Below are 22,140 nucleotides of genomic sequence, written 5' to 3' on the forward strand. Positions count from 1 at the left end.
CGCGATGACGGTGTGTCAGGCGACGAGGACGTCAGCCGAAAAACCGCTATCGCGAGCAAGCTTGCTCCTGCGAGGGAGAGGTGAATTACTTCAGGTTACCGCTGAGGAACTGCTTCAAGCGCTCACTCTTGGGATTGCCCAGCACGTCTTCCGGCGCGCCTTCTTCCTCCACCAGACCCTGGTGCAGGAACAGTACCTGGCTGGATACCTTGCGGGCGAAGCTCATTTCGTGGGTCACCATGATCATGGTCCGACCTTCTTCGGCCAGGCCCTGGATCACTTTGAGCACTTCACCCACCAGTTCCGGGTCCAGCGCCGACGTCGGTTCGTCGAATAGCATGACTTCCGGCTCCATGGCCAATGCCCGGGCAATCGCCACGCGTTGCTGCTGACCGCCGGAAAGGAATGCCGGGTATTGATCGGCCACCCGCGCCGGTAAACCGACTTTGTCCAGGTAGCGGCGGGCACGGTCTTCGGCTTCCTGCTTGCTGCAGCCCAGCACCCTGCGTGGCGCCATGGTGATGTTTTCCAGCACGGTCATGTGGCTCCACAGGTTGAAGTGCTGGAACACCATCGCCAGGCGGGTGCGGATCCGTTGCAGCTCGTCGGGATCGGCAACGTGCATGCCGTGGCGATCCTTGATCATGCGGATGGCCTGGCCGTCCAGGCTCATGGCGCCGTCGTTGGGTTGTTCGAGAAAGTTGATGCAGCGCAGGAAGGTACTTTTGCCCGAGCCGCTGGCGCCGATCAGGCTGATGACGTCGCCGGTGTTGGCCTTGAGCGAAACGCCTTTGAGCACCTGATGATCGCCGTAGCTTTTATGCAGGTCTTCGATGGTCAGTTTGTACATGGAACATGCATCCTCAAGGCGAAAGTAGGTAGCCGCTGCGATAGGCTTCGGTGCCCGCGACATGGGCGATCACCATGCCGGCAGTGGCCATGCGGCGCAGCGAGCGGGCGTACATCAGGCCGGCGGCGGTGCAATGGACTGGAGTGACGCGATCGGTGATCGGGTCAATGATTTCGGCGATCAGTTGCCCCGCTTCCAGGTACTCACCCGGCAGTGCGGTGAACACCAGCAAACCGCCGACGGGCGTCGCCACCGGCTCCACGCCGGCCAGCGGCGTAGCCGGGTAGGGCAGCTCTGGCATCGGCGCCGGTTCGCCGGCAATTGCACCGAAGTGAATCAGGTAATCGATCACGGCCTGGCTGTCGAGGCTGGCCAGCGGGTGATTCACATCGCCCTGGCCGCGCAGTTCGACGGTGACCGAGAAACTGCCCGGTGGAATGTCGAACTGTTCGCCGAAGCGTTCCTTCAACTGCCACCACAGCAGGGTGAAGCATTCATCGAACGACTGCCCGCCGGAATCAGTGGCCAGCAAGCTGGCTTCGGAACCGATGTAACGCGCCAGTGGTTCGACCCGCGCCCAGGCTTCGGGCGTGGTGTACAGGTGCGCGACGGCTTCGAAATCGCAGTGCAGGTCCAGCACCATGTCGGCGTCGCAGGCCAGCCGTTGCAGGGTCAGGCGTTGCGATTGCAGTTGGGTGGTGGCGGTCTGCCGTGCCAGTGCGTTGCGCAGGCTGTGGCGGATCAGTTCGAGATTGCGTTGCGGGTCGTCGCCGAGCTGACCTTCGATCTCGTTGCCGACCTCTTCGCTCAAATCGACGAACCAGCGGTTGAAGTTCTGCCCGCTTTCCAGCTCGTAGCGACCCAGCGGCACGTCCATCAGCACTTGTTCCAGGCCGACCGGATTGGCCACGGGAACCAGGACGATTTCACTGCGCAGCCGCCCGGCCGCTTCCAGCTCGGTCAGGCGTTGCTTGAGGTGCCAGGCGACCAGCATGCCGGGCATTTCATCGGCATGCAGGGACGACTGGATGTAGATTTTGCCTTTGGCCGGTTGAGGGCCGAAGTGAAAACTGTGGATCTGTCGTGCTGTCCCCGGCAGCGGGGCCAGCAGGTCATGAATCTGGTGGCGCATTGCGAAAAATCCTAGTGGGTCGGCCCAAGGAAGGCCAGCCATCGGCGTTCGGCGAGACGGAACATTCCAACCAGTGCAAAGGTGACGGTCAGGTAGATCAGCGCGGCGATGCCGAACGACTGGAAGGTCAGGAAGGTCGCCGAGTTGGCGTCCCGGGCGACTTTCAGGATGTCCGGGATGGTCGCGGTGAACGCCACGGTGGTCGAGTGCAGCATCAGGATCACTTCGTTGCTGTAGTAAGGCAACGAGCGCCGCAGTGCCGAAGGCATGATGACGTAGGCATACAGCTTCCAGCCGGTCAGCCCGTAGGCCTTGGCTGCTTCGACTTCACCGTGGGCCATGCTGCGAATCGCCCCGGCGAAAATCTCCGTGGTATAGGCGCAGGTGTTCAGGGCAAACGCCAGGATGGTGCAGTTCATCGCATCGCGGAAGAAACTGTCGAGCACCGGTTGCGCCCGCACGGCGGCGAGGCTGTAGATCCCGGTGTAGCAGATCAGCAACTGGATATACAACGGCGTGCCACGGAACAGGTAGGTGTAGAACTGCACCGGCCAGCGAATGTAGAAGTGCGGTGAAACCCGGGCGATGGACAGCGGGATCGAGACGATGAACCCGATGAAAATCGACGCGCTGAGCAGCCACAGGGTCATGGCCAGGCCGGTGATGTTTTGGCCGTCGGTGTAGAGGAAGGGTTTCCAGTATTCCTGCAGGAGTTCAATCATCTTACGGCCTCGCGGGTCCCGGCGGCGTAGCGGCGTTCGAGCCAGCGCAGAATGAAGTTGGAGGCACTGGTGATCAGCAGATAGATCAGCGCAGCGAGCACCAGGAAGTAGAACAGTTGATAGGTGCTTTTACCCGCATCCTGGGCAGCCTTGACCAGATCGGCCAGACCGATGATCGACACCAGCGCAGTGGCCTTGAGCATCACCATCCAGTTGTTGCCGATACCCGGCAGGGCGTAGCGCATCATCTGCGGGAACACCACGATACGAAACCGCTGGCCGCGCTTGAGGCCGTAGGCGGTGGCTGCTTCGACCTGGCCGCGCGGCACTGCAAGGATGGCGCCGCGGAACGTCTCGGTGAAATACGCGCCGTAAATGAAGCCCAGGGTCAGAACCCCGGCGCTGAACGGGTTGATCTCGATGTATTCCCATTCCATGTAGTCGGTGAGCGACGTCAGCCAGGTTTGCAGGCTGTAGAAAATCAACAGCATCAGCACCAGGTCCGGCACCCCGCGAATCAGCGTGGTGTAGCACTGGGCAACCAGGCGCAGCAGTTTGACTTTGGACAGTTTGGCGCTGGCGCCGAGCAGGCCGAGCAACACGGCCACCAGCAGCGACATCGCCGATAATTTGATGGTCATCCAGGTGCCTTCCATCAGCAAAGGACCGAAGCCCTTAAGGCTGAAGGCGGAGAGCCCCAGAGTTTGCAGGAGGTTTTCGAACATAAATCAGCAACCTGATCGGATGAAAAAAGCGCCCATCGCGAGATGGGCGCCGGGCATTATTTGCCGCTGTACAGATTCAGATCGCCAAAGTGTTTCTTCTGAATGGTGGCGTAGGTGCCATCATCGTGTAACGCTTTGATACCTTTATCCAAAAGTGCTTTCAGCTCGGTGTTACCTTTCTTAATACCGACCGCTGTCTTGGCTGGCAGCAGTTCGCTGTCGACCGGCTTGCTGACTTCGTAGCCCTCGCCTTTTGGCGACTTCAGGAAGCCCAGTTCGGCTTGCAGCATGTCCTGGATCGCAGCGTCGAGACGGCCGGAAGTCAGGTCCGAATACACCTGGTCCTGGTTCTGGTAGGCCTGGGTTTTCACGCCAGCCTTGTCCAGAACGGCTTTGGCGTAGGCTTCCTGGATGGTGCCTTGCTCGTAGCCGACGGTTTTGCCCTTCAGTGAAGCGACGTCTTCGCTCAGGCCGGAACCTTTCTTGAACACGTAGGCGGTTGGGCCGGAGAACAGCTCACTGGAGAAGTCGATGACTTTTTCACGGGCCGGGGTGACGGTCATCGAAGAGATCACACCGTCGAATTTATTGGCCTTGAGGCCAGGAATCATCCCGTCGAAATCGCTTTCGACCCATTTGCACTTGACCTTCAGCTCGGCGCAGATTGCGTTGCCCAGATCGATGTCGAAGCCCACCAGGCTGCCGTCGGCCGCTTTCGACTCGAACGGTGCGTAGGAAGGATCAACGCCAAAACGCAATTCTTTGTATTCCTTTGCCATGGCGGAGCCAGCGGCCATGCACAACGCCAGTGCAGAAAGGGTCAGCAATGCTTTTTTCATTATTTATTCCCTAAAACCAATATGAGCGCTTGTGGCGCAGAATTATTGTTACTGGTAAGCGTAAGACCTAATGAAAGTAGCAATTTCCGAACCAGAGTGCCGAACAAGCGTTTAAAAGGCGCGCGGGAAATTGCCGGAGGGGATTAGTGCACGAAAATGGGCAGCGTGGGAAGCCTGCACCTTTTCGGTTCGAATAGACAAAAGAGCCTGTGGCGAGAGAGGTTGCTCCCGCTCGGCTGCGCAGCAGGCGTACGCAACATCGATCAGGCATCGCGTGAATAGGTTTTGGGGCCGCTTCGCAGCCCAGCGGGCGCAAACTCCCTCGCCACAGGGGGGCGGGTCAGGCAAGCAGGTCCTGCAAGGTGCCGAGATGGTCGGCCTCATCGACGGTTTTATCCTGGCGCCAGCGCAGCATCCGCGGAAAGCGCACCGCAATCCCGCTTTTGTGCCGCTTGGACAGGGCAATCCCCTCGAAGCCCAGCTCAAACACCAGGCTCGGTTTGACGCTGCTCACCGGACCGAACTTTTCCACGGTAGTTTTTCGCACGATGCTGTCGACCTGCCGCATTTCTGCATCGGTCAGTCCTGAATAGGCCTTGGCAAAGGGCACCAGCGTACGTTCGCTGGCATCGGGCGGACCGTCCCAGACGGCGAAGGTGTAGTCGCTGAAAAGACTGGCCCGGCGGCCATGACCGCGTTGCGCGTAAATCAGGACGGCGTCGACGCTGAACGGGTCGACCTTCCATTTCCACCAGACGCCCACATCCTTGGTTCGCCCCACGCCATAGCGTGCGTCGCGAGCCTTGAGCATCATGCCTTCGACCCCGAGGCGGCGAGAGGCCTCGCGCTGGCGGGCGAGGTCGAACCAGTCATCGCCGGTCAGCAGCGGCGACGCCAGTAATGCCGGGTGATTACAGCGGGCAATGACCTGCTCCAGCTGCACACGCCGCTGCGCCTGCAATTGATTGCGCCAGTCTTCGCCCGCCCATTCCAGCAAGTCGTACGCGAGGATAACCACCGGGATATCGTTGAGCATTTTCTTGCTGAGGGTTTTCCGACCGATTCGCTGTTGCAGCAGGGCAAAAGGTTGCACGGCGGGGGCGGTCGGCGAGTGTGGGTTGAAGGCGTCGTCGGTATCCGGTTGAGCGCTTTTCCAGACCACGATCTCCCCGTCGATCACCGTGCCGTCAGGCAGGCCGTGAAGCAGGTTTCCCAGTTCGGGAAAGCGTTCGGTGACCAACTCCTCACCCCGCGACCAGACCCACAATTGGCCGGCACGCTTGACCACTTGGGCGCGGATGCCATCCCACTTCCATTCCACCTGCCAATCGCTGGCGGGGCCAAGCAACGCGTCGAATTGTTCGACCGGTTGCGACAGAGCGTGGGCGAGAAAAAACGGATAAGGCTGACCGCCTCGCTGGGCATGTTCATCGGCCGATTCGGCGGCGATCAGTTTCAAGTAACTGGCGGCGCTCGGGCGATTCGACAGATCGGTGTAGCCCACCAGCCGTTGCGCCACGCGTTTGCTGTCCAGTTGCGCCATGGACGCGAGCGCGCGGGTAACCAGCAATTTGGAGACACCCACGCGAAAGCTGCCGGTGATCAGTTTGATGCAGACCATCAGACTCGTGCGGTCCAGTTGCGACCAGAGTTCGGGCAGTTGCCGGGTCAGCACATCAGGCGATTCGCCGCGCAATGGCAGAAGCTTGTTTTCGACCCACGCGGTCAGCCCGTCGGTGGACACGTGGGGTGCCTCGGGCAGGATCAGCGAAATGGTTTCCGCCAGATCGCCCACGGCCTGATAACTCTCTTCGAACAACCACGGCGACAGCCCCGAATGCGTCACGGCCAGCTCATGCAGAAGACGCACCGGCACCAGTTGCCGGGGCCGTCCACCGGACAGGAAGTACACCGCCCACGCAGCATCTTCCGGTGCGGCTTGCGTAAAGTAGCGTTGCATCGCCGCCAGTTTCGCGTTGCTTGAGGTCGTCGCATCGAGCTCGGCGTACAACTCGGCGAATGCCCTCATGACCGTGCCTCGACGAGCGCGGGTTCGGCGGCCAGCGGTTCTTCTTCATCGTCGCCGTATTCGGTATCGAAGGCCTGGGCGTCGAGGCCTTGCTCGCACAGGTGCCGTACCAGCACCGCGACAGAGCCGTGAGTGACCATCACCCGTTGCGCGCCGCTCTGCTCAATCGCCCAGAGCAAGCCGGGCCAGTCTGCGTGATCGGAGAGCACGAAGCCGCGATCCACCCCGCGTCGCCGACGGCTGCCACGCAGACGCATCCAGCCGCTGGCGAAGCCATCGCTGAAATCGCCAAAGCGGCGCATCCAGGTACTGCCGCCTGCTGAAGGCGGGGCGATGACCAGCGCTTTGCGCAGCACGGGATCGTTTTTTTCGATGTCGCCGGCGTAGATCGTGGGGGGCAGATGAATCCCCGCTTCCCGGTAAACCCGATTCAGTGGCTCGACCGCGCCATGGGCCACTATGGGGCCGAGGCTGGCATCGATACCGTGGAGAATGCGCTGGGCTTTGCCGAAGGCGTAGCACAGCAGCACGCTGGTTTTTTTTTCGGCCGCGTTGGCTTGCCACCACTGATTGATTTCGTCGAAGACTTGCGCCTGGGGCTGCCAGCGATAAATCGGCAGGCCGAATGTCGACTCGGTGATAAAGGTGTGGCAGCGCACCGGTTCGAACGGGGTGCAGGTGCCGTCGGGTTCGATTTTGTAATCACCGGAAGCGACCCAGATTTCGCCACGGTATTCCAGGCGGACCTGTGCCGAGCCGAGCACATGGCCGGCGGGGTGAAAACTCAGGGTGACGCCGTGATGCAGCAAGCGCTCGCCATAGGCCAGCGTTTGCAAATTGATGCCCTGGCCAAGGCGAGAGCGCAGAATCCCTTCGCCGGGCGCCGCTGCCAGGTAATGTTGGTTGCCCATGCGCGCGTGGTCGCCATGGGCGTGGGTGATGATTGAACGCTCGACCGGCCGCCACGGATCGATATAGAAATCGCCAACGGGACAGTACAGGCCTTCGGGACGCGCGATGACAAGATCCATGGCATTGCCGGGGTGGTGGGACTTGTTAGCTATGAGGCTGGCACGAGGAAAGAAGTTCTATCGGGTTCAATGGGGGCGCGACATTGCAAATGCGGGAGCGAGCCTGCTCGTTCCCGCATTGTTGCGGTGGTGACCTTACTTGCCCGGTGTCAGGGTCAAGCGCTTGGTCCCGTACACCCTGTCAAAGTTCTGCGGTTGCATCGGCAGGCTCTGATACTGACCCTTGAGCCACGGATCGATGTTGTTCAGGTAACTTGGGCTGGCGGGGTTGCCGGACTGGCCCGTGGCGTTCTGGCCCATCAGCGGTTCGGGCTGGCCGAAGTCGACGATAAAGCGCATGGCCGGGGCCAGCGTGGTGTTGAAGTCCTGGCCCCAGGCGAACGCAGCGGTATTGAGCGTGGTGTGATCGCCGCCGGCCGGCACGGGGCCGCGCACGGTCTGGCCGCTGGCGTTCTTCCATTCATAACGGTGCAGTTTGCCCCACTGCCAGGCCTTGTGATCGCCGCCCAACTGGCTGTCGCCGGCGGTAATGGCCGCGGCGAGGCTGCGGGCGAGAATCGCCGGTTTGTCTTCTTTCTGCGCGGTGCGCGCATCATCCCAGAACGGACTGTCTTCGCGGCCCAGCAAGTGATCGGCCTGGGCGGAATAGGACAATCTGCCGTTGGCGACGAAGGCGTTCCAGGCCGGGCTGCTTTGCGGCCCCAATTCATCGAGGAAGATCTGTTTCATGCTTTCCTGCAGAAACAGTTCGTAGATCGCCGCGTCGGTGGACGTCGGGGCCAGTTTGCCGTCGAAGGCCATCAAGCGTGTCAACGCCTCGCGCGCCTTGCCGCGATCCGCCACCGGCAGGGCCTCGATGGCCTGTTTGAGTGGCTGGGCCATGCCCGGCGCTTCGAACATTTTCTTCAGTTTGGCGGCGAAGGTGGTGGTCTGGTCGTACTGCATGGCGATCAGGCTGCGGGTGTCATGTTTGCCCACGCCGGCCAGTTCGGCCAAACGCTCGCCACGCTCAGGTGCCGACCAGGAATTGGACAGCTGCATGCCGTAGCCATGGGGAATGACCCGCTGGTTGGCGGTGCCAAGCCAGCCTTGCGCCGGGTCCTGATCGTACGGGTGCAGCATCGGGTCGGCGTAGCCGTCCCAATCGTAACGACCCTCCCAACCCGGCGAGGGCAGCAGGCCTTCGCCTTCGCGGCGGTTCGGGTAACGGCCGGTGACTTGCCAGCCAATATTGCTGGCATCGGCGAACACCAGGTTCAGTGCGATGGCGCGGATCTCGCGGCTGGCGTCGGAAGCCTTCTCGACCGTCTGCGCGCGGGACAGGTCGAAAAACGCGTCCAGGGATTTGTCGTCGGTGAAGTTCGGCGTCTGTAAGGCCAGGCCGAAACCGCTGCCTTGCGCCAGGCCTTGTACGCTGTTGAGCAGCGGGCCGTGGCGCGTTTCGTACACCGCTTCGCGAATCGGCCGCTGGCCTTTGACGAAGTAGGTTTCGTTGCGCACGATCGCCGGTTGCCATTTGCCGTTGGATTCGTAGGCAAGACCGTTACCCTGGCGGCGGATTTTTTCCAGGAACAGGTCCTGGTTGTCACCCATGACGGTGGTCGTGCTCCACGCCACTTTGCCGTTGAAGCCACCCAGCACCATGGGCAAGCCGGCGATGGTCACGCCGGACGCCTGATACTTCGGCGCGCGAATCTGCACGTAGCTATAGAGCGACGGCACGCCCATCGGGCCATGGCTGTCGCTGGCCAGCAGGCTTTTGCCGCTGCGGCTGCGCGAGGGGGCAATCGCCCAGTTGTTCGAGGAAATCGCGCCCAGCAGGTTCAAGTCGGACAGCTGGCCCGTGGCTTTGCTGAGGTCGGCCAACCCCGGGATCTGTCCGTTGAGCTTGATGCCTTGCAGCTTGTCGCTTTCAGCCGATGGCAGTTTTTCGTCGGGAGCGGACGGCGTCAGCCACGGCAGTTTGTCGGTGGTGACGGTTTGCGCGAGGACCAGCGAGGAAATTTCTTCCGGCAGGTTGGCGGACTGACTGAAGTTCAACAGGCAGAAAATCAGCGCTGAATCTTCCGGCTTCCAGTATTCAGGCTTGTAGCCGCTGGCAACCAAGTCGGCCGGCAGCTTGTCGCGGAATCGGAACAGGTAGGCGTTGACCCCGCGGGCATAGACTTCAAAGAAGCGTTTAAGGCGCGGCGAAGAGGCTTTGTACAGTTCACCGGCGCTTTTCTTCAGATTGACGGCGCGCATGTAGCGGTCGGCGTCGAGCAAATCCGCACCGTGCATTTCCGCCAGTCGGCCCTGAGCCAGCAAGCGCAGGGTGACCATTTGCGTAATGCGATCGCTGGCGTGCACATAACCGAGGGTAAACAGCGCATCGTGGAATGTGCTGCTTTCGATCAGCGGCATGCCCATCGTGTTGCGACGCACCGAAACGTTCTGCGCCAACCCTTTTAGCGGCTGTACGCCGGTGGTCGGCGGGAGGGTGTCCTGGGCATTGAAACTCTGACAACCAGTCAGGCTCAAAACCCCCGCGACTGCTGCGGCAACGCCGAACCGGGGTAGAAAATGTATGAGGGCTGGCGAGGCCATGGCAAAGCTCCTGCGGGGGGTAGCGTCAGTAAAGCCGCTACGTTAGTGAGCGGGAGGTGGCCGCGCAAGCGGGCTACAAGGTTATTTCAGGATTTGTCTGATAAGTTCAGCGACCAATGGTCAGGGAGATACGTCGGTATGGCGCTAATGGCAAACGCGGCATTGATCATCATCGATCAACAGAAGGGCATCCTGCACCCCAGGCTCGGCCCTCGGAACAATCCTCAGGCCGAGGAGCGCATGCTCGAATTATTGAGGCATTGGCGCCGCAGCGAGCGACCGGTCATTCATGTCCAGCACTTGTCCCGCTCGGAAGACTCGGTGTTCTGGCCGCAGCAATCGGGTGTGGAGTTTCAGGAACGATTTCAGCCGTTGCCTGGTGAGCATTTGATTCAGAAACAGGTGCCAGACGCGTTTTGTTCCACCGGACTGGAGAGCCTGTTGCGCGAGGCGGGGATCGCGCAGGTGGTCATTGTCGGCGTGGCGACCCACAACTCGGTAGAGTCCACGGCGCGCTCGGCAGGCAATCTGGGGTTTGAGACGTGGGTGGTGCACGACGCATGCTTTACCTTCGACAAGGCCGATTTTTTCGGTCATGCCCGTTCTGCAGAGGAAGTGCACGGCATGTCGCTGGGGAATTTGCAGGGGGAGTATGCGACGGTGGTCGATACCACGCAGATTCTCACGGCTGACTGAAAACCTGTGGGAGCTGGATTGCCAGCGAAGCGGTGTGTCGGGCAAACCGCGTTGCGTTGATCGCCAGCAAGCCGGCTCCTACAGGGGGATGGGGTTAACCCATCAAGCGCCGTGACACTTCTTGAATTTCTTGCCGTTGCCGCATGGGCAAGGGTCGTTGCGGCCAACGTCTTTCAAGGCGTTGCGCACCGGTTCCTGGTGGGCGTGGCCGCAGTTCGGGCCGTGGACATGGCCATGGTCGTGATCATGGTGGTCATGATCGTGGTTGCAGTCAGGGCCATGGACATGGGGTTGCTGGGTCATCGGGGTTACTCCGGAATTAGATCGGCGGGGATTATCACGCCATTACGCGTCAGGTGCACGTAGTGGGCGATGAATAAACCGGTTTCCATTTCACCTTCGAGACGATAGGGAATGCCTTGCTCGGCGTTTTTCAGCTGTTTGACCAGGTCCCTGACCTTGGGCCACAGGTTGGTGCGGATGGGCACCTTGTACGAACGGCTGGCCTTGGGCCCGATGGTGATCCAGTGTTCATGTTCGCCATCGGCCAGCAGGATGTCGCCCAGGTGAATACGATATTCCAGGCCGCGCACGGTCAGTTCGCTTTCGCTGCGGTTGTCGATGCGAAAGTGCAGCACGAAGCGCTGCTCCAGCAGTTTGGCGCGCACCACTTCCACCCGGGTCAGGTGCACCTCGGGCTCCGGCTCATCGCTGCTGAACCAGGACGCACAACCGCCGAGCCCGAGAAACAGGGCTGCCGTGAGCAGACAAAGTGCGATTCGCCGGGTGATCATGGTCGTGGTTCTCCTTGAACCACAGTCTAGCCGCTAAAAGTCGCAGCCTTCGGCAGCGCCTGCAAGCCCGCGCAATCTGCGCAGGCGCTGCCGAAGGCTGCGATCTTTTGACCTTGTATCAGCTTCCGAAATACCCCGAGCAGCACTTCTTGAATTTCTGCCCACTCGCGCAAGGACAGGCATCGTTGCGCCCGATGTCGAGTGCGACGGTGGGGTCGATGAAGTACCAGCGGCCGGCGTTCTGCACGAATGACGAGCGTTCGCGGTGGCTGTGTTCGCCGGTGCCGTCGTGCCAGCGCGCGGTAAAGGTCACGAAAGCGTGTTCCGGCTGACCGCCGAGCACTTCCGAACTTTCCACCTCAAGACCCAGCCAGGTGCTTTGGGCGCTCCAGTCGCTGATCGATTGCCGATCGAGCCCTGATTGCTGGGCGGGCAGGGTGGTCGCCACCAGGTAATCGATCAGGCCCAGCACATAGGCGCTGTAGCGCGAGCGCATCAAGGCTTCGGCACATGGCGCCGGGTGACCGGCATGGTAATGACCGCAGCAGGCGTCGAGCAGGGTGCCGCTGCCGCAAGGGCAAATGGATGTACTCATTGCGTTACCACCAGTATTTCCCGAAGTTTTCCGGATTGGCCCAGAAACGCGAATTGAGCCAGTCGGGGACTTGTTTGTAGTCAAGCAGATCATAGGTGAACAGGGTCAGCACCTGCTCGTCGCGCTGGAAACGCTCGCTGGCTTGCAGGGCCAGGGAGAAAAAATCGGTCTCCTGCCAGCCGCTGGCCGGTAAGTCGGCCAGGACAGCGATGCGACTGGCATTGAGGTTACGGATGCCGCCGAGCAGGTTCAGGCCATCGCGCTTGGGCAAGTGTTCGAGGCAATCGACCACCAGCGCCAGATCAAACCGGCGCGCCGCCAGCTCGGCCGGCAACGCGCCGGGCGCCGCATGCGCCACGCAGCTGTCGGGGTGTGCGAGCTTGAAGGCTTCAAGCGCCGGGAATTCGCTGGCGCCAATCAACAGCAGACGCGCCGGAGCGTAGCGATCCAGCAAAGCGGCCAGCGCCTGTTGCGGCGTGCGCGAAGAAATAGCTGCAATCATCGAAGTTCCTCAATCAGATGCGCCAAGACTAGCCTGCCCGCAAGTTCGAGCCTAGAGCGGCTTTTGCCGAAAAGTGACGATCTGCCGTGAACACGGGAGAAAACTGCAATGGCGTATTGCTGGCGGAGAATTAAACTCGGGTCTTTACTCCCTGAATCGGTTCTAAGCCGATCCTTAAGGAGAAAACTAGATGAGCATAGTTCGGACAGCATTACCCCTGGTTCTGCTAACCAGTGTGTTGACTGGTTGTGCAGGTTTGCAGAAAACCGACTGGCCGACCTGTGCGGCCGTCGGCGGTGTCGTAGGTGCGGGTCTCGGCGCGACCGAAAGCTCGTCGTGGGCTGGCTGGGGCGCCTTGGTGGTGGGTGGTACGGCAGCAGCCTATTGCTGGGTTCACGGTGATGGCGACGAAGACGGCGATGGTGTGCCGGATAGCCGCGACAAGTGCCCGGGCACGCCTAAAGGCGTTCAGGTCGATGCCGATGGCTGCCCACCACCAGCACCTGCTCCAGTGGTTGAAGAAGCGGTGGTGGTCAAGGAAGAAACCATTGTCATTCGTGATGTCCACTTCCAGTTCGACAAAGCCACGCTGACCCAGTCTGACAAAGCAGTGCTCGACAAGATCGCCACTCGCTTGAAAGGGGAAGCACCAAACGCCCAACTGACGGTAACCGGTCACACTGACAGCGTGGGCAGCGATGCCTACAACCAGAAACTGTCGGATAGACGCGCCCACTCGGTGGTTGAATACCTCATCCAGGAAGGCGTACCACGCAGCAGCTTCGTGTCTGTATCCGGTGCCGGTGAAAGCCAGCCGGTTGCCGAAAACAAAACGGCTGATGGCCGCGCGATGAACCGTCGCACGGAAATCAAAATCAACCGCTAGGTCCCTCGCATCCGCGGCTTGTGCAGTCGCGGATGCGGGTCTTTACTCCTGTGTAACCGGCATTGGCCGGTGACACAGGAGCTTCCAAAAATGAGCAATCTCACACGGACCGTCTTGCCGGTTCTGCTGCTGGGCAGCCTGTTGACCGGTTGCGCTACCCACAGTGATGGCACTGCCCCCCTCAATCAACGTACCTGGCCGATCTGCAGCCTCCTTGGCGGACTGGTCGGCGGTGGCCTTGGCGCTATCGAAAGTAGCGGTTGGGCGGCCGGTGGAGCGGCACTCGGTATTTTGACCGGTGGTTTGATCTGTTACGCCCAGGACGGTGACGAAGACGACGATGGCGTGTTTGACCGCCGAGATCGCTGCCCCGACACCCCGGCCAACACCCCTGTGGAACATCACGGTTGCCCGCTGCCGCAATACCCGGCCAGCGTCAAACCGGCCGAACCTGCGGCCCCTGAAGTCATCACGTTGAGCAATGACGTGTTCTTTGGCTTCGATAAGTCGGACCTGACCCCGACCGCGAAAAGCGAACTTGACGCGATCATGGGCAAACTGGAGGACGCCGACGTGGTGAGCATCAAGGTGATCGGCCATACCGACAGCGTGGGTTCGGACAGCTATAACCAAGGCCTTTCGGAACGTCGCGCGAGCAGCGTAGCGGAGTACCTGCTGAGCCAGGGCGTAGCGCCGAACAAGCTCACCAGCGAAGGCAAGGGTGAAAGCCAGCCGGTGGCCGACAACGAAACCGAAGAAGGCCGCGCAAAAAACCGTCGCGTGGAATTGCACATCAATCGCTGAGCCGCTAATTAGAGCTGTCGAGCGCGGATTGCCCGCGTTCGACGGCCATTCGGCGATCTTCATGAAGAATTTTTGCTCACCCTCTGGCTTATCCCGCGTGGAAGCCGTTACTGTGCGCGCAAACAATAATTCTCATCGAGGGGCGTATGAAGGTGATCTGGGGGCTGGGGAAGCTGTTGACCCTGCTGTTCTGGCTGGTGGTGCTGGTCAATCAGCTCATGCCATTTGTCCATCCGCTGCACCTGCTGGTCGCCCTGTCCGGCGGTGTTCTGGCGATCCTCCATCTGCTTGAAGCGCTACTCTGCAACCGCAGCCTCAAAGGCCGCGCGCACCCTTGGCGTGATCGTCTGAAGATTGTCATTTTCGGCGTTTTCCACCTGCAAACCATCCCCGCTCCCACCGCATCTAAGGCTTCCCATGCGTAAACTCTGTCTGCTCGCCGCACTCATCAGCCCACTGGCCTGTGCTCAGGTGGTGAGCGTGGAAACCAACTCGCTGATGCGCCTGCCCAACACCACCAGCACCTTGCAGCTGGAACGCCTGGAAGTGGCGGACTACGGCACCTTGTTGATTCCCTCGAACGTGACCGAGGTGACCGTCGGCGAACTGCACCTGGGCCGTGATGCGCGGATCGCGATCGTGCCCAGCGAACAGGCCCTGGAACTGAAAGTCAGCCGTGCCGAATTGTCCGAAGGCAGCCAGATTACCGCACGCGGCGCGCCGGGCACTTATCAGAAAGCCGCTCGCTCCGGGCGCAACCTGAATCTGCAGATCAAAACCCTCAATGCCCCGCAATTGTTCGTCGATGCGCGCGGTGGTTCGGGGGCGCCGGGCTTCGTCGGCCTCGACGGCGCCAATGGTCAGGCCCCGGGCTGCACCTGGGGTCAGGCCGGCCGAGGTGCCGATGGCAGCGACGGCAGTGACGGTCAGCCAGGCGCACCGGGAGCGCTGGTGAAGCTGGCGGTGTCGCGTGATTACCCGGCAGAACAGATCAAGGTTCAGGTCGCCGGTGGTGCAGGTGGCCTGGCCGGGCCTGGTGGAAAACCGGGGGCAGGCGGCAAGGCCAAGGGGTGTCTGATCTATAAAACCGATGGCGGCAAAAGCGGCAAGCCGGGTGCGGACGGGCAACCGGGAGTTGCCGGAGCGGCGGGCTCTGTGACAGTACAGCGCTTATAAGAATCCCGACGACCCCTGTGGCGAGGGAGCTTGCTCCCGCTGGGTCGCGAAGCGGCCCCAGAAGATGGCCTGCTGCGCAGTCCAGCGGGAGCAGGCTCTCTCGCCACCAGTGCTCTGTCAGCTCAAAAAATTGGCCTGACCGCTGCAATCGCCACCAACACCAACCCCACCAGCAAATTGATTCCCACCAAGCGGCGAATCCGTCCCAGCACCGCAGCGCCCGCCGGCCAGTCTTGCGCTTGTACGGCCGTGCGCAGTTCCGGCAGCAGCAACGCCTGAATCCGGATAAACAGCGCCGTCATCACCACAAACAAGCCCATCATCACCTGCACGTAGCGCGGCGCGTGTTCAAAGCCATTGAAATTCATATTCAGCATGACCACACCGCTGACGGGCAGCAGCACCACCGCGCCCCAGACCCAGCGGAAAAAACCTTGAAACACTTCCACCCACAGCTTAAGGCGGGCGGGTCCCTCAAGTGCCGTGACCGCCGCAGGGCGCAGGACCATCCAGGCGAAAAACATGCCGCCCACCCACACCAGTGCGGCGAGGACATGCAGGCTATAAACGAGGCTAAAAGCGGTCATTCGGGTACTCCGTTCTGCGCGGGATTCATTAGCGGGGTATGATAGCCGCCGAACCGAACCACTGAAAATTTATCCAGCGTTTTTTGCGCCCGACAATCCATGATCAGCACTGAACTCAAAACCACGATCCAGGGCGCCTACTCGCGTTTTCTCGAAGCCAAGAGCCTCAAGCCGCGCTATGGCCAGCGCCTGATGATCGCCGAAATTGCCAAGGTCCTCGGTGACATCGACACCGACGATGAAGGCCGGCGCAGTGGCGACCCCGCTATTGTTGCGGTGGAAGCCGGTACCGGTACCGGCAAGACTGTGGCCTACAGCCTGGCGGCGATCCCGACGGCGAAGGCCGCGGGCAAGCGCCTGGTGATCGCCACGGCCACCGTCGCCCTGCAAGAGCAGATCGTCTACAAGGACTTGCCCGACCTGATGCGCAACAGCGGGCTGAACTTCAGCTTCGCCCTGGCCAAGGGCCGCGGGCGCTACATGTGCCTGTCCAAGCTCGACATGTTGCTCCAGGAAGGTCACGCGCAAACCGCCACGGCGCAGTTGTTCGAAGAAGAAGGCTTCAAGATCGAGGTCGATGAGGCCAGTCAGAAACTGTTCACCAGCATGATCGAGAAGCTTGCCGGTAATAAATGGGACGGCGACCGCGACAGTTGGTCCACCGCGCTCGAAGACGCCGACTGGGCGCGCCTGACCACCGATCACAGCCAGTGCACCAATCGCCATTGCCCCAACTTCGGCCAGTGCGCCTTCTACAAGGCCCGCGAAGGCATGGGTAAGGTCGACGTGATCGTCACCAACCACGACATGGTGCTGGCTGACCTGGCCTTGGGTGGCGGCGCCGTGCTGCCGGACCCGCGCGATACCATCTACGTGTTTGACGAAGGTCACCACCTGCCGGACAAGGCCATCGGCCATTTCGCTCATTACACGCGCCTGCGTTCCACCGCCGACTGGCTGGAAACCACCGCGAAAAACCTCACCAAGCTGCTGGCCCAGCATCCGTTGCCGGGTGATTTGGGCAAGCTCATCGAGCAGGTCCCGGAACTGGCGCGGGAGATCAAGACCCAGCAACAGTTCATGTTCACCGCCTGCGAACAGGTCGCCGATTTCAAGCCCGGCGAAGACGTCGAAGGGCGCGAACGCCCGCGTCATCGGTTCGTCGGCGGGGTGATTCCCGAGCACATGCGCGAGATGGGCACCGAATTGAAGAAAGGCTTTGCCCGCCTGACTGACCTGTTCACGCGCCTGACCGAATTGCTCAAGGAAGGCATGGACGGCGAGGTCAACATCGGCATCGCCAGCAACCAGGCCGAAGAATGGTATCCACTGTTCGGCAGCCTGTTGTCGCGTTCTTCGGGCAACTGGGAGTTGTGGGTCGCGTTCACCGCTGAAGACCCGGAAGACAACCCGCCCATGGCCCGTTGGTTGACCCTGGCCGAAAGCGGTTCGCTGTTCGACATCGAGGTTAACGCCAGCCCGATCCTCGCGGCAGAGATGTTGCGACGCAATCTGTGGAACGTGGCCTACGGCGCGCTGGTGACCTCCGCGACCCTGACTGCCCTCGGCACCTTCGACCGCTTCCGCATGCGCGCCGGCCTGCCGAAGAAAGCCGTCACCGCCGTGGTGCCGAGCCCGTTCCATCACGCTGATGCCGGTGTGTTACGGGTGCCGAACCTCAACGCCGATCCCCGTGATGCGGCCGCGCACACCGCTGCGATCATCCGCGATCTGCCGGACCTGGTCGAAGGTTCGCGCGGTACGCTGGTGCTGTTCTCGTCCCGCAAGCAAATGCAGGACGTGTTCGACGGCCTCGACCGCGACTGGCGCAAACAGGTGTTCATTCAAGGCAACCTGTCGAAACAGGAAACCCTGAACAAGCACAAGGCGCGGGTTGATGGTGGTAATTCCAGCGTGTTGTTCGGCCTGGCCAGTTTTGCAGAAGGGGTCGACTTGCCCGGTGCCTATTGCGAGCATGTGGTCATCGCCAAGATTCCGTTCTCGGTGCCGGATGACCCGGTCGAAGCGGCACTGGCCGAATGGATCGAAGCCCGAGGCGGCAATCCGTTCATGGAAATCTCGGTGCCGGACGCCTCGTTGAAGCTGGTTCAGGCCTGTGGGCGCTTGCTGCGTACCGAAGAAGACCGCGGCACCATCACTTTGCTCGACCGGCGTCTGGTGACCCAGCGCTACGGAAAAGCGATCCTCAATGCGTTGCCTCCTTTCCGACGTGAAATTTCCTGAAACACCGGTGGGCAGTTTTGCCCGCCGTGTTGTCTATCTTTCAGCCATCGCTTTTCCACTGGCCCATTGAAGGTCGTTAGGGAGAATTTCGTTCTCATGATTCGCCGTTCGTTGCCTGCTGTTTTTGCCCTGTTGTTCGCAACGCCTTTGCTGGCTGCTCCCGCCGGGCAGCAGACGCTGTTCAACTTTGTACGCCCCGCCGACGTGGTCCAGGTGGCGACTCAGGACGCCAGCCTGCCGCAATCCAACGCCGAGCAAACCCCCGAGGGCGAAGTGTTGCGCCGGGTGACCTTCAACCCGGTCGCCAGGCCGACCCTGCGCCTGACCCCGCAGACCGGGGCCTGGGACTGGTCGCAATCGGGGGTGATGAGCCTGCGCATCCAGAGCGCAATGAACTGGGCCGTGACCCTGTACGTGACCATCCAGAGCAACGATGGCAAGACACTGGTCAGCCGTGTCGATCTGCCGGCCGGTCCGGCGCAAACCCTGCTGGTGCCGCTGCAGCCGACGTCGCCGCTGAGCCAGGGCATGAAAGCCGGCCCGCCGATGCCGATGACCGTCGACGGCCAGCGCATTCTGTTGGCCAGCAGCGCCGGTGAGCTGGATCGCCGCCAGGTGGTGTCGGTGAGCGTGTCGATGGATCAACCGAAAGTGGCCCAGAGCATCTTGTTGGAGCGCTTTGGCGTGCAGGATGGCGAGGCCGTCATCCAAGCCGTGTATGGCGGCCTGGTGGATGCTTACGGTCAATCGACCCGGGCCAAATGGCCTGAGAAAGTCAGTAACGATGAACAACTGAAAAGCGCCGCCGCCAAGGAGCAGCAACAGCTGAAAACCTGGCTGGCCGAGCGCGAGAAGTCTTCACTGGACAAGTTCGGCGGCTGGACCAAAGGCCCGGTATTCAAGGCCAGCGGTTTTTTCCGGACCGAAAAGCGCGACGGCCGCTGGTATCTGGTGACACCGCAAGGGCATCCGTTTTATTCGCTGGGGGTCAACACGGTTGCAGCAGACGTCAACCAGACGTACATCGCCGGCCGCGAGTGGATGTTCGAATCCCTGCCCAAGGCTGAGGAGCCTTTGGCCAGCCATTTCGGCGAAGGGGATAACCGCGGCGGCAACGGTGCCGATCAGGGGCGTGGCTTCAGCTTCGGTCGCTGGTACGACTTTTACGGGGCCAACTTGCAGCGCCTGTACGGCGACCCCTGCGCACGGGGCAGCGACACCAAGGCCGGTGTTGCCGCAGCCGCCAAGGCTGACGCGGTAGAGGCAACGGCAGAAAAAGCCGCCGAGCAACCGGTGGTGCCATCGAATGCCGAATCGGGTGTTGCCGAAGCGGCCAGAACCGATGCCAGCGACGCGAGCGCCGCTAAAACCGTCGAGCCAGCACCTGTCGAACCCTGCAAAGTGGCCTTTGACGAAGAACGCTGGACCGGTCACACCCTCGACCGTCTGCAAGCCTGGGGCTTCAACACCGTGGGCAACTGGAGCGCGCCGGCACTGGCCAATGCTGACCGAGTGCCCTACACGTTACCGCTGTCTATTGTCGGCGATTACGCCAGCATCAGCACCGGCAGCGACTGGTGGGGCGGCATGCCTGACCCGTTCGACCCGCGATTTGCCATGGCCACCGAACGCGCCGTGGCCATCGCCGCCCGTGATCATCGCGACGATCCATGGCTGATCGGTTACTACGCCGACAACGAACTGGCCTGGGCCGGTCCCGGCGATGACCCGACAGCCCGTTATGCCTTGGCGTACGGCACCTTGAAAATGACCACGGACGTGCCGGCCAAACGTGCGTTCCTCAAGCAGTTACGCGACAAGTACCGCAATCAGGCGGGCCTTTCCAAGGCCTGGGGCATTTATCTGCCAGCGTGGGAGTTGATGGAAGACCCGGGTTTCGTGCCGCCGCTGCCGAGCGCCGAGCACCCGGAAATCGAGGCTGACTTCAAATACTTCCAGAAGGTTTTCGCCGACACCTACTTCAAGACCATTTCCGACTCGCTCAAGTGGCACGCGCCGAACCAATTGTTGCTCGGCGGCCGTTTTGCCATCAGCACCCCGGAAGCCGTCGAGTCCTGCGCCCAATATTGCGATGTGTTGAGCTTCAACCTGTACACCCTGCAACCGCAGGACGGTTACGACTTCGCCAAACTGCGCAGCCTGGATAAACCGGTGCTGATTACCGAGTTCAACTTCGGCTCGACCGATCGCGGTCCGTTCTGGGGCGGCGTGACGCAGCTGGCGAAGGAAGAAGATCGTGGCCCGGCTTACGCGAACTTCCTCAAACAGGCGTTGAACGAGCCGTCTATCGTCGGGGTGCACTGGTTCCAATACCTCGATCAACCGGTGACCGGGCGTCTGCTGGATGGTGAAAATGGGCATTTTGGTCTGGTGGGGATTACCGATCTGCCGTTCCAGGGTTTTGTCGATAGCGTGCGCAAGAGCAACCTCTCGGCCATTGATCAGTTGGCCAGGGACGCCGAGAAGGCAGCAGCCGAGGCGAACAAAGTCAGTCATGACGCTGAGGGTGGCCGAGAGGCCAGTGCCGGTAAAGGACCGGGGAAGGGGGCTGGTGGGCATTCTGGCAAAGGCCATTAAAGCGGTTGCCGCAGGCTGCCTTCAGTTGACCTGACCGCCCAGCCTGCCCCTGTTCCCAAAACCCTCAAGGGCTGGAACAATGCGGCCCACTTTACAGAACGTTTTTCCGGGGAGTTGCGGGTGCAGATTCAGGGTCATTACGAGCTTAAGTTCGAGGCAGTGCGCGAAGCGTTCGCGGCATTGTTCGACGATCCCCAGGAACGTGGCGCGGCGTTGTGCATCAAAATTGGCGGTGAAACCGTGCTCGACCTCTGGTCCGGCACCGCTGACAAGGATGGTGCCGAGGCTTGGCACAGCGACACCATCGCCAACCTGTTCTCTTGCACCAAGACCTTCACCGCCGTCACCGCCTTGCAATTGGTGGCCGAAGGCAAGTTGCAACTGGATGCCCCGGTTGCCCGTTACTGGCCTGAATTTGCCGCCGCTGGCAAAGAAACCGTGACCCTGCGCCAACTGCTCTGCCATCAGGCCGGCTTGCCGGCATTGCGTGAGTTGCTGGCGCCCGAAGCGCTTTATGACTGGCAGACCATGGTCGACGCCCTGGCCGCCGAAGCGCCCTGGTGGACGCCGGGTGAGGGCCACGGTTATGCGGCCATCACCTACGGTTGGCTGGTTGGCGAATTGCTGCGCCGGGCCGACGGGCGCGGTCCGGGTGAATCTATTATGGCGCGGGTCGCCAAGCCGCTGGGTCTGGATTTCCACGTCGGCCTGGCCGATGCAGAATTCCATCGCGTGGCGCACATCGCCCGCGGCAAGGGCAACGTCGGCGATGCCGCCGCCCAGCGCCTGTTGCAAGTGACGATGCGTGAGCCCACGGCCATGACCACCCGAGCGTTCACCAACCCGCCTTCGGTGCTGACCAGCACCAACAAGCCGGAATGGCGGCGCATGCAGCAACCGGCGGCCAACGGCCATGGCAATGCGCGCAGCCTGGCCGGGTTCTACGCCGGTTTGCTCGACGGCAGCCTGCTGGAAAGCGAAATGCTCGACGAACTGACCCGCGAGCACAGCCTCGGCGAGGACAAGACGCTGCTGACCCGTACCCGTTTTGGTCTGGGTTGCATGCTTGATCAACCGGATGTGGCCAACGCAACATTCGGCCTGGGCCCACGAGCGTTCGGGCATCCGGGCGCCGGTGGCTCCATCGGCTTTGCTGACCCGGAGCACGATGTGGCTTTCGGTTTCGTGACAAATACACTGGGGCCGTACGTCTTGATGGATCCGCGCGCACAAAAGCTTGTGCGGGTACTGGCCACTTGTCTGTAAAACCTGCTGAGGGTTCCGGGAGCTGGAACCCAACAGCCTTTTCAGTTTCAAAGCGTCTGTTTATGCGGGCCAATCCGG

General features: G+C 61.3%; 21 protein-coding genes. 8 read left to right on the forward strand and 13 right to left on the reverse strand.

What is annotated here, in order from left to right; all coding sequences use genetic code 11:
* Positions 1 to 85: 85 nt before the first annotated feature.
* The 8 genes from BVK86_RS13020 to BVK86_RS13055 form a co-directional block, all read right to left on the reverse strand.
* Positions 86 to 850, reverse strand: coding sequence for an ABC transporter ATP-binding protein (locus BVK86_RS13020; protein WP_075946808.1), 765 nt, complete (start codon positions 848 to 850; stop codon positions 86 to 88).
* 13 nt (positions 851 to 863) lie between these two features.
* Complete coding sequence (locus BVK86_RS13025; protein WP_075946809.1) at positions 864 to 1,982, reverse strand: succinylglutamate desuccinylase/aspartoacylase family protein; 1,119 nt, start codon at positions 1,980 to 1,982, stop codon at positions 864 to 866.
* 11 nt (positions 1,983 to 1,993) lie between these two features.
* A complete protein-coding gene (locus BVK86_RS13030) occupies positions 1,994 to 2,704 on the reverse strand; it encodes an ABC transporter permease (protein ID WP_075946810.1) in 711 nt (236 codons plus the stop codon).
* Positions 2,701 to 3,429, reverse strand: coding sequence for an ABC transporter permease (locus tag BVK86_RS13035; RefSeq protein WP_075946811.1), 729 nt, complete (start codon positions 3,427 to 3,429; stop codon positions 2,701 to 2,703). The genes BVK86_RS13030 and BVK86_RS13035 overlap by 4 nt, the downstream gene beginning before the upstream one ends.
* A gap of 56 nt (positions 3,430 to 3,485) precedes the next feature.
* The gene (locus tag BVK86_RS13040) at positions 3,486 to 4,268 is read right to left on the reverse strand and encodes a transporter substrate-binding domain-containing protein (RefSeq protein ID WP_075946812.1); all 783 of its coding nucleotides are present in this window, start codon (positions 4,266 to 4,268) and stop codon (positions 3,486 to 3,488) included.
* A gap of 340 nt (positions 4,269 to 4,608) precedes the next feature.
* Entirely contained in the window at positions 4,609 to 6,297 is a 1,689-nt protein-coding gene (locus BVK86_RS13045) for an ATP-dependent DNA ligase (RefSeq protein ID WP_075946813.1), read from the reverse strand.
* Positions 6,294 to 7,328 (reverse strand): ligase-associated DNA damage response exonuclease, encoded by a 1,035-nt coding sequence (locus BVK86_RS13050; protein WP_075946814.1) that lies wholly within the window; start codon positions 7,326 to 7,328, stop codon positions 6,294 to 6,296. The genes BVK86_RS13045 and BVK86_RS13050 overlap by 4 nt, the downstream gene beginning before the upstream one ends.
* Positions 7,329 to 7,463: 135 nt before the next feature.
* Positions 7,464 to 9,914 carry a penicillin acylase family protein gene (locus BVK86_RS13055; RefSeq protein ID WP_075946815.1) on the reverse strand — a complete coding sequence of 817 codons (2,451 nt, stop codon included), beginning with the start codon at positions 9,912 to 9,914 and terminating at the stop codon, positions 7,464 to 7,466.
* 138 nt (positions 9,915 to 10,052) lie between these two features.
* On the opposite strand from BVK86_RS13055, the gene BVK86_RS13060 reads away from it, so the two are divergent.
* Positions 10,053 to 10,610, forward strand: a complete 558-nt coding sequence (locus tag BVK86_RS13060; RefSeq protein ID WP_075946816.1) for a cysteine hydrolase family protein — start codon at positions 10,053 to 10,055, stop codon at positions 10,608 to 10,610.
* A gap of 102 nt (positions 10,611 to 10,712) precedes the next feature.
* Here BVK86_RS13060 and BVK86_RS13065 read toward each other — a convergent pair whose 3' ends face one another.
* The 4 genes from BVK86_RS13065 to BVK86_RS13080 form a co-directional block, all read right to left on the reverse strand.
* On the reverse strand, positions 10,713 to 10,913 hold the full coding sequence (locus BVK86_RS13065) for an SEC-C metal-binding domain-containing protein (RefSeq protein ID WP_034146774.1): 201 nt from the start codon (positions 10,911 to 10,913) through the stop codon (positions 10,713 to 10,715).
* A 5-nt stretch (positions 10,914 to 10,918) separates the two neighbouring features.
* The gene (locus BVK86_RS13070; RefSeq protein WP_075946817.1) at positions 10,919 to 11,404 is read right to left on the reverse strand and encodes an LEA/WHy family protein; all 486 of its coding nucleotides are present in this window, start codon (positions 11,402 to 11,404) and stop codon (positions 10,919 to 10,921) included.
* A 118-nt stretch (positions 11,405 to 11,522) separates the two neighbouring features.
* Positions 11,523 to 11,999: a YchJ family protein gene (locus BVK86_RS13075; RefSeq protein WP_075946818.1), complete on the reverse strand. Its 477-nt coding sequence runs from the start codon at positions 11,997 to 11,999 to the stop codon at positions 11,523 to 11,525.
* Between the two features lie 4 nt (positions 12,000 to 12,003).
* On the reverse strand, positions 12,004 to 12,501 hold the full coding sequence (locus BVK86_RS13080; RefSeq protein WP_056856134.1) for a DUF6231 family protein: 498 nt from the start codon (positions 12,499 to 12,501) through the stop codon (positions 12,004 to 12,006).
* 190 nt (positions 12,502 to 12,691) lie between these two features.
* Here BVK86_RS13080 and BVK86_RS13085 point away from each other — a divergent pair, with 190 nt between their 5' ends.
* From BVK86_RS13085 to BVK86_RS13100, 4 genes are all read left to right on the forward strand, one after another.
* Positions 12,692 to 13,387: a PA1041 family peptidoglycan-binding anchor lipoprotein gene (locus tag BVK86_RS13085; protein ID WP_075946819.1), complete on the forward strand. Its 696-nt coding sequence runs from the start codon at positions 12,692 to 12,694 to the stop codon at positions 13,385 to 13,387.
* Between the two features lie 90 nt (positions 13,388 to 13,477).
* Positions 13,478 to 14,191: a PA1041 family peptidoglycan-binding anchor lipoprotein gene (locus tag BVK86_RS13090; protein WP_075946820.1), complete on the forward strand. Its 714-nt coding sequence runs from the start codon at positions 13,478 to 13,480 to the stop codon at positions 14,189 to 14,191.
* A 146-nt stretch (positions 14,192 to 14,337) separates the two neighbouring features.
* Complete coding sequence (locus tag BVK86_RS13095) at positions 14,338 to 14,616, forward strand: DUF1145 domain-containing protein (RefSeq protein WP_075946821.1); 279 nt, start codon at positions 14,338 to 14,340, stop codon at positions 14,614 to 14,616.
* Positions 14,609 to 15,367: a collagen-like triple helix repeat-containing protein gene (locus BVK86_RS13100; protein WP_075946822.1), complete on the forward strand. Its 759-nt coding sequence runs from the start codon at positions 14,609 to 14,611 to the stop codon at positions 15,365 to 15,367. Before BVK86_RS13095 ends, BVK86_RS13100 begins: the two co-directional genes overlap by 8 nt.
* A gap of 122 nt (positions 15,368 to 15,489) precedes the next feature.
* On the opposite strand, the gene BVK86_RS13105 is transcribed toward BVK86_RS13100, so the two are convergent.
* Entirely contained in the window at positions 15,490 to 15,954 is a 465-nt protein-coding gene (locus BVK86_RS13105) for a CopD family protein (RefSeq protein ID WP_075946823.1), read from the reverse strand.
* 99 nt (positions 15,955 to 16,053) lie between these two features.
* On the opposite strand from BVK86_RS13105, the gene dinG reads away from it, so the two are divergent.
* The 3 genes from dinG to BVK86_RS13120 all read left to right on the forward strand — a co-directional run bounded on the left by dinG (position 16,054) and on the right by BVK86_RS13120 (position 22,062).
* Entirely contained in the window at positions 16,054 to 18,198 is a 2,145-nt protein-coding gene (gene dinG / locus BVK86_RS13110) for an ATP-dependent DNA helicase DinG (protein WP_075946824.1), read from the forward strand.
* A gap of 96 nt (positions 18,199 to 18,294) precedes the next feature.
* Positions 18,295 to 20,796, forward strand: a complete 2,502-nt coding sequence (locus BVK86_RS13115; RefSeq protein WP_075946825.1) for a beta-agarase — start codon at positions 18,295 to 18,297, stop codon at positions 20,794 to 20,796.
* 120 nt (positions 20,797 to 20,916) lie between these two features.
* Positions 20,917 to 22,062 (forward strand): serine hydrolase domain-containing protein, encoded by a 1,146-nt coding sequence (locus BVK86_RS13120; protein ID WP_075946826.1) that lies wholly within the window; start codon positions 20,917 to 20,919, stop codon positions 22,060 to 22,062.
* Positions 22,063 to 22,140: the final 78 nt, after the last annotated feature.

It is taken from the genome of Pseudomonas reinekei, assembly GCF_001945365.1.
GTDB lineage: Bacteria > Pseudomonadota > Gammaproteobacteria > Pseudomonadales > Pseudomonadaceae > Aquipseudomonas > Aquipseudomonas reinekei.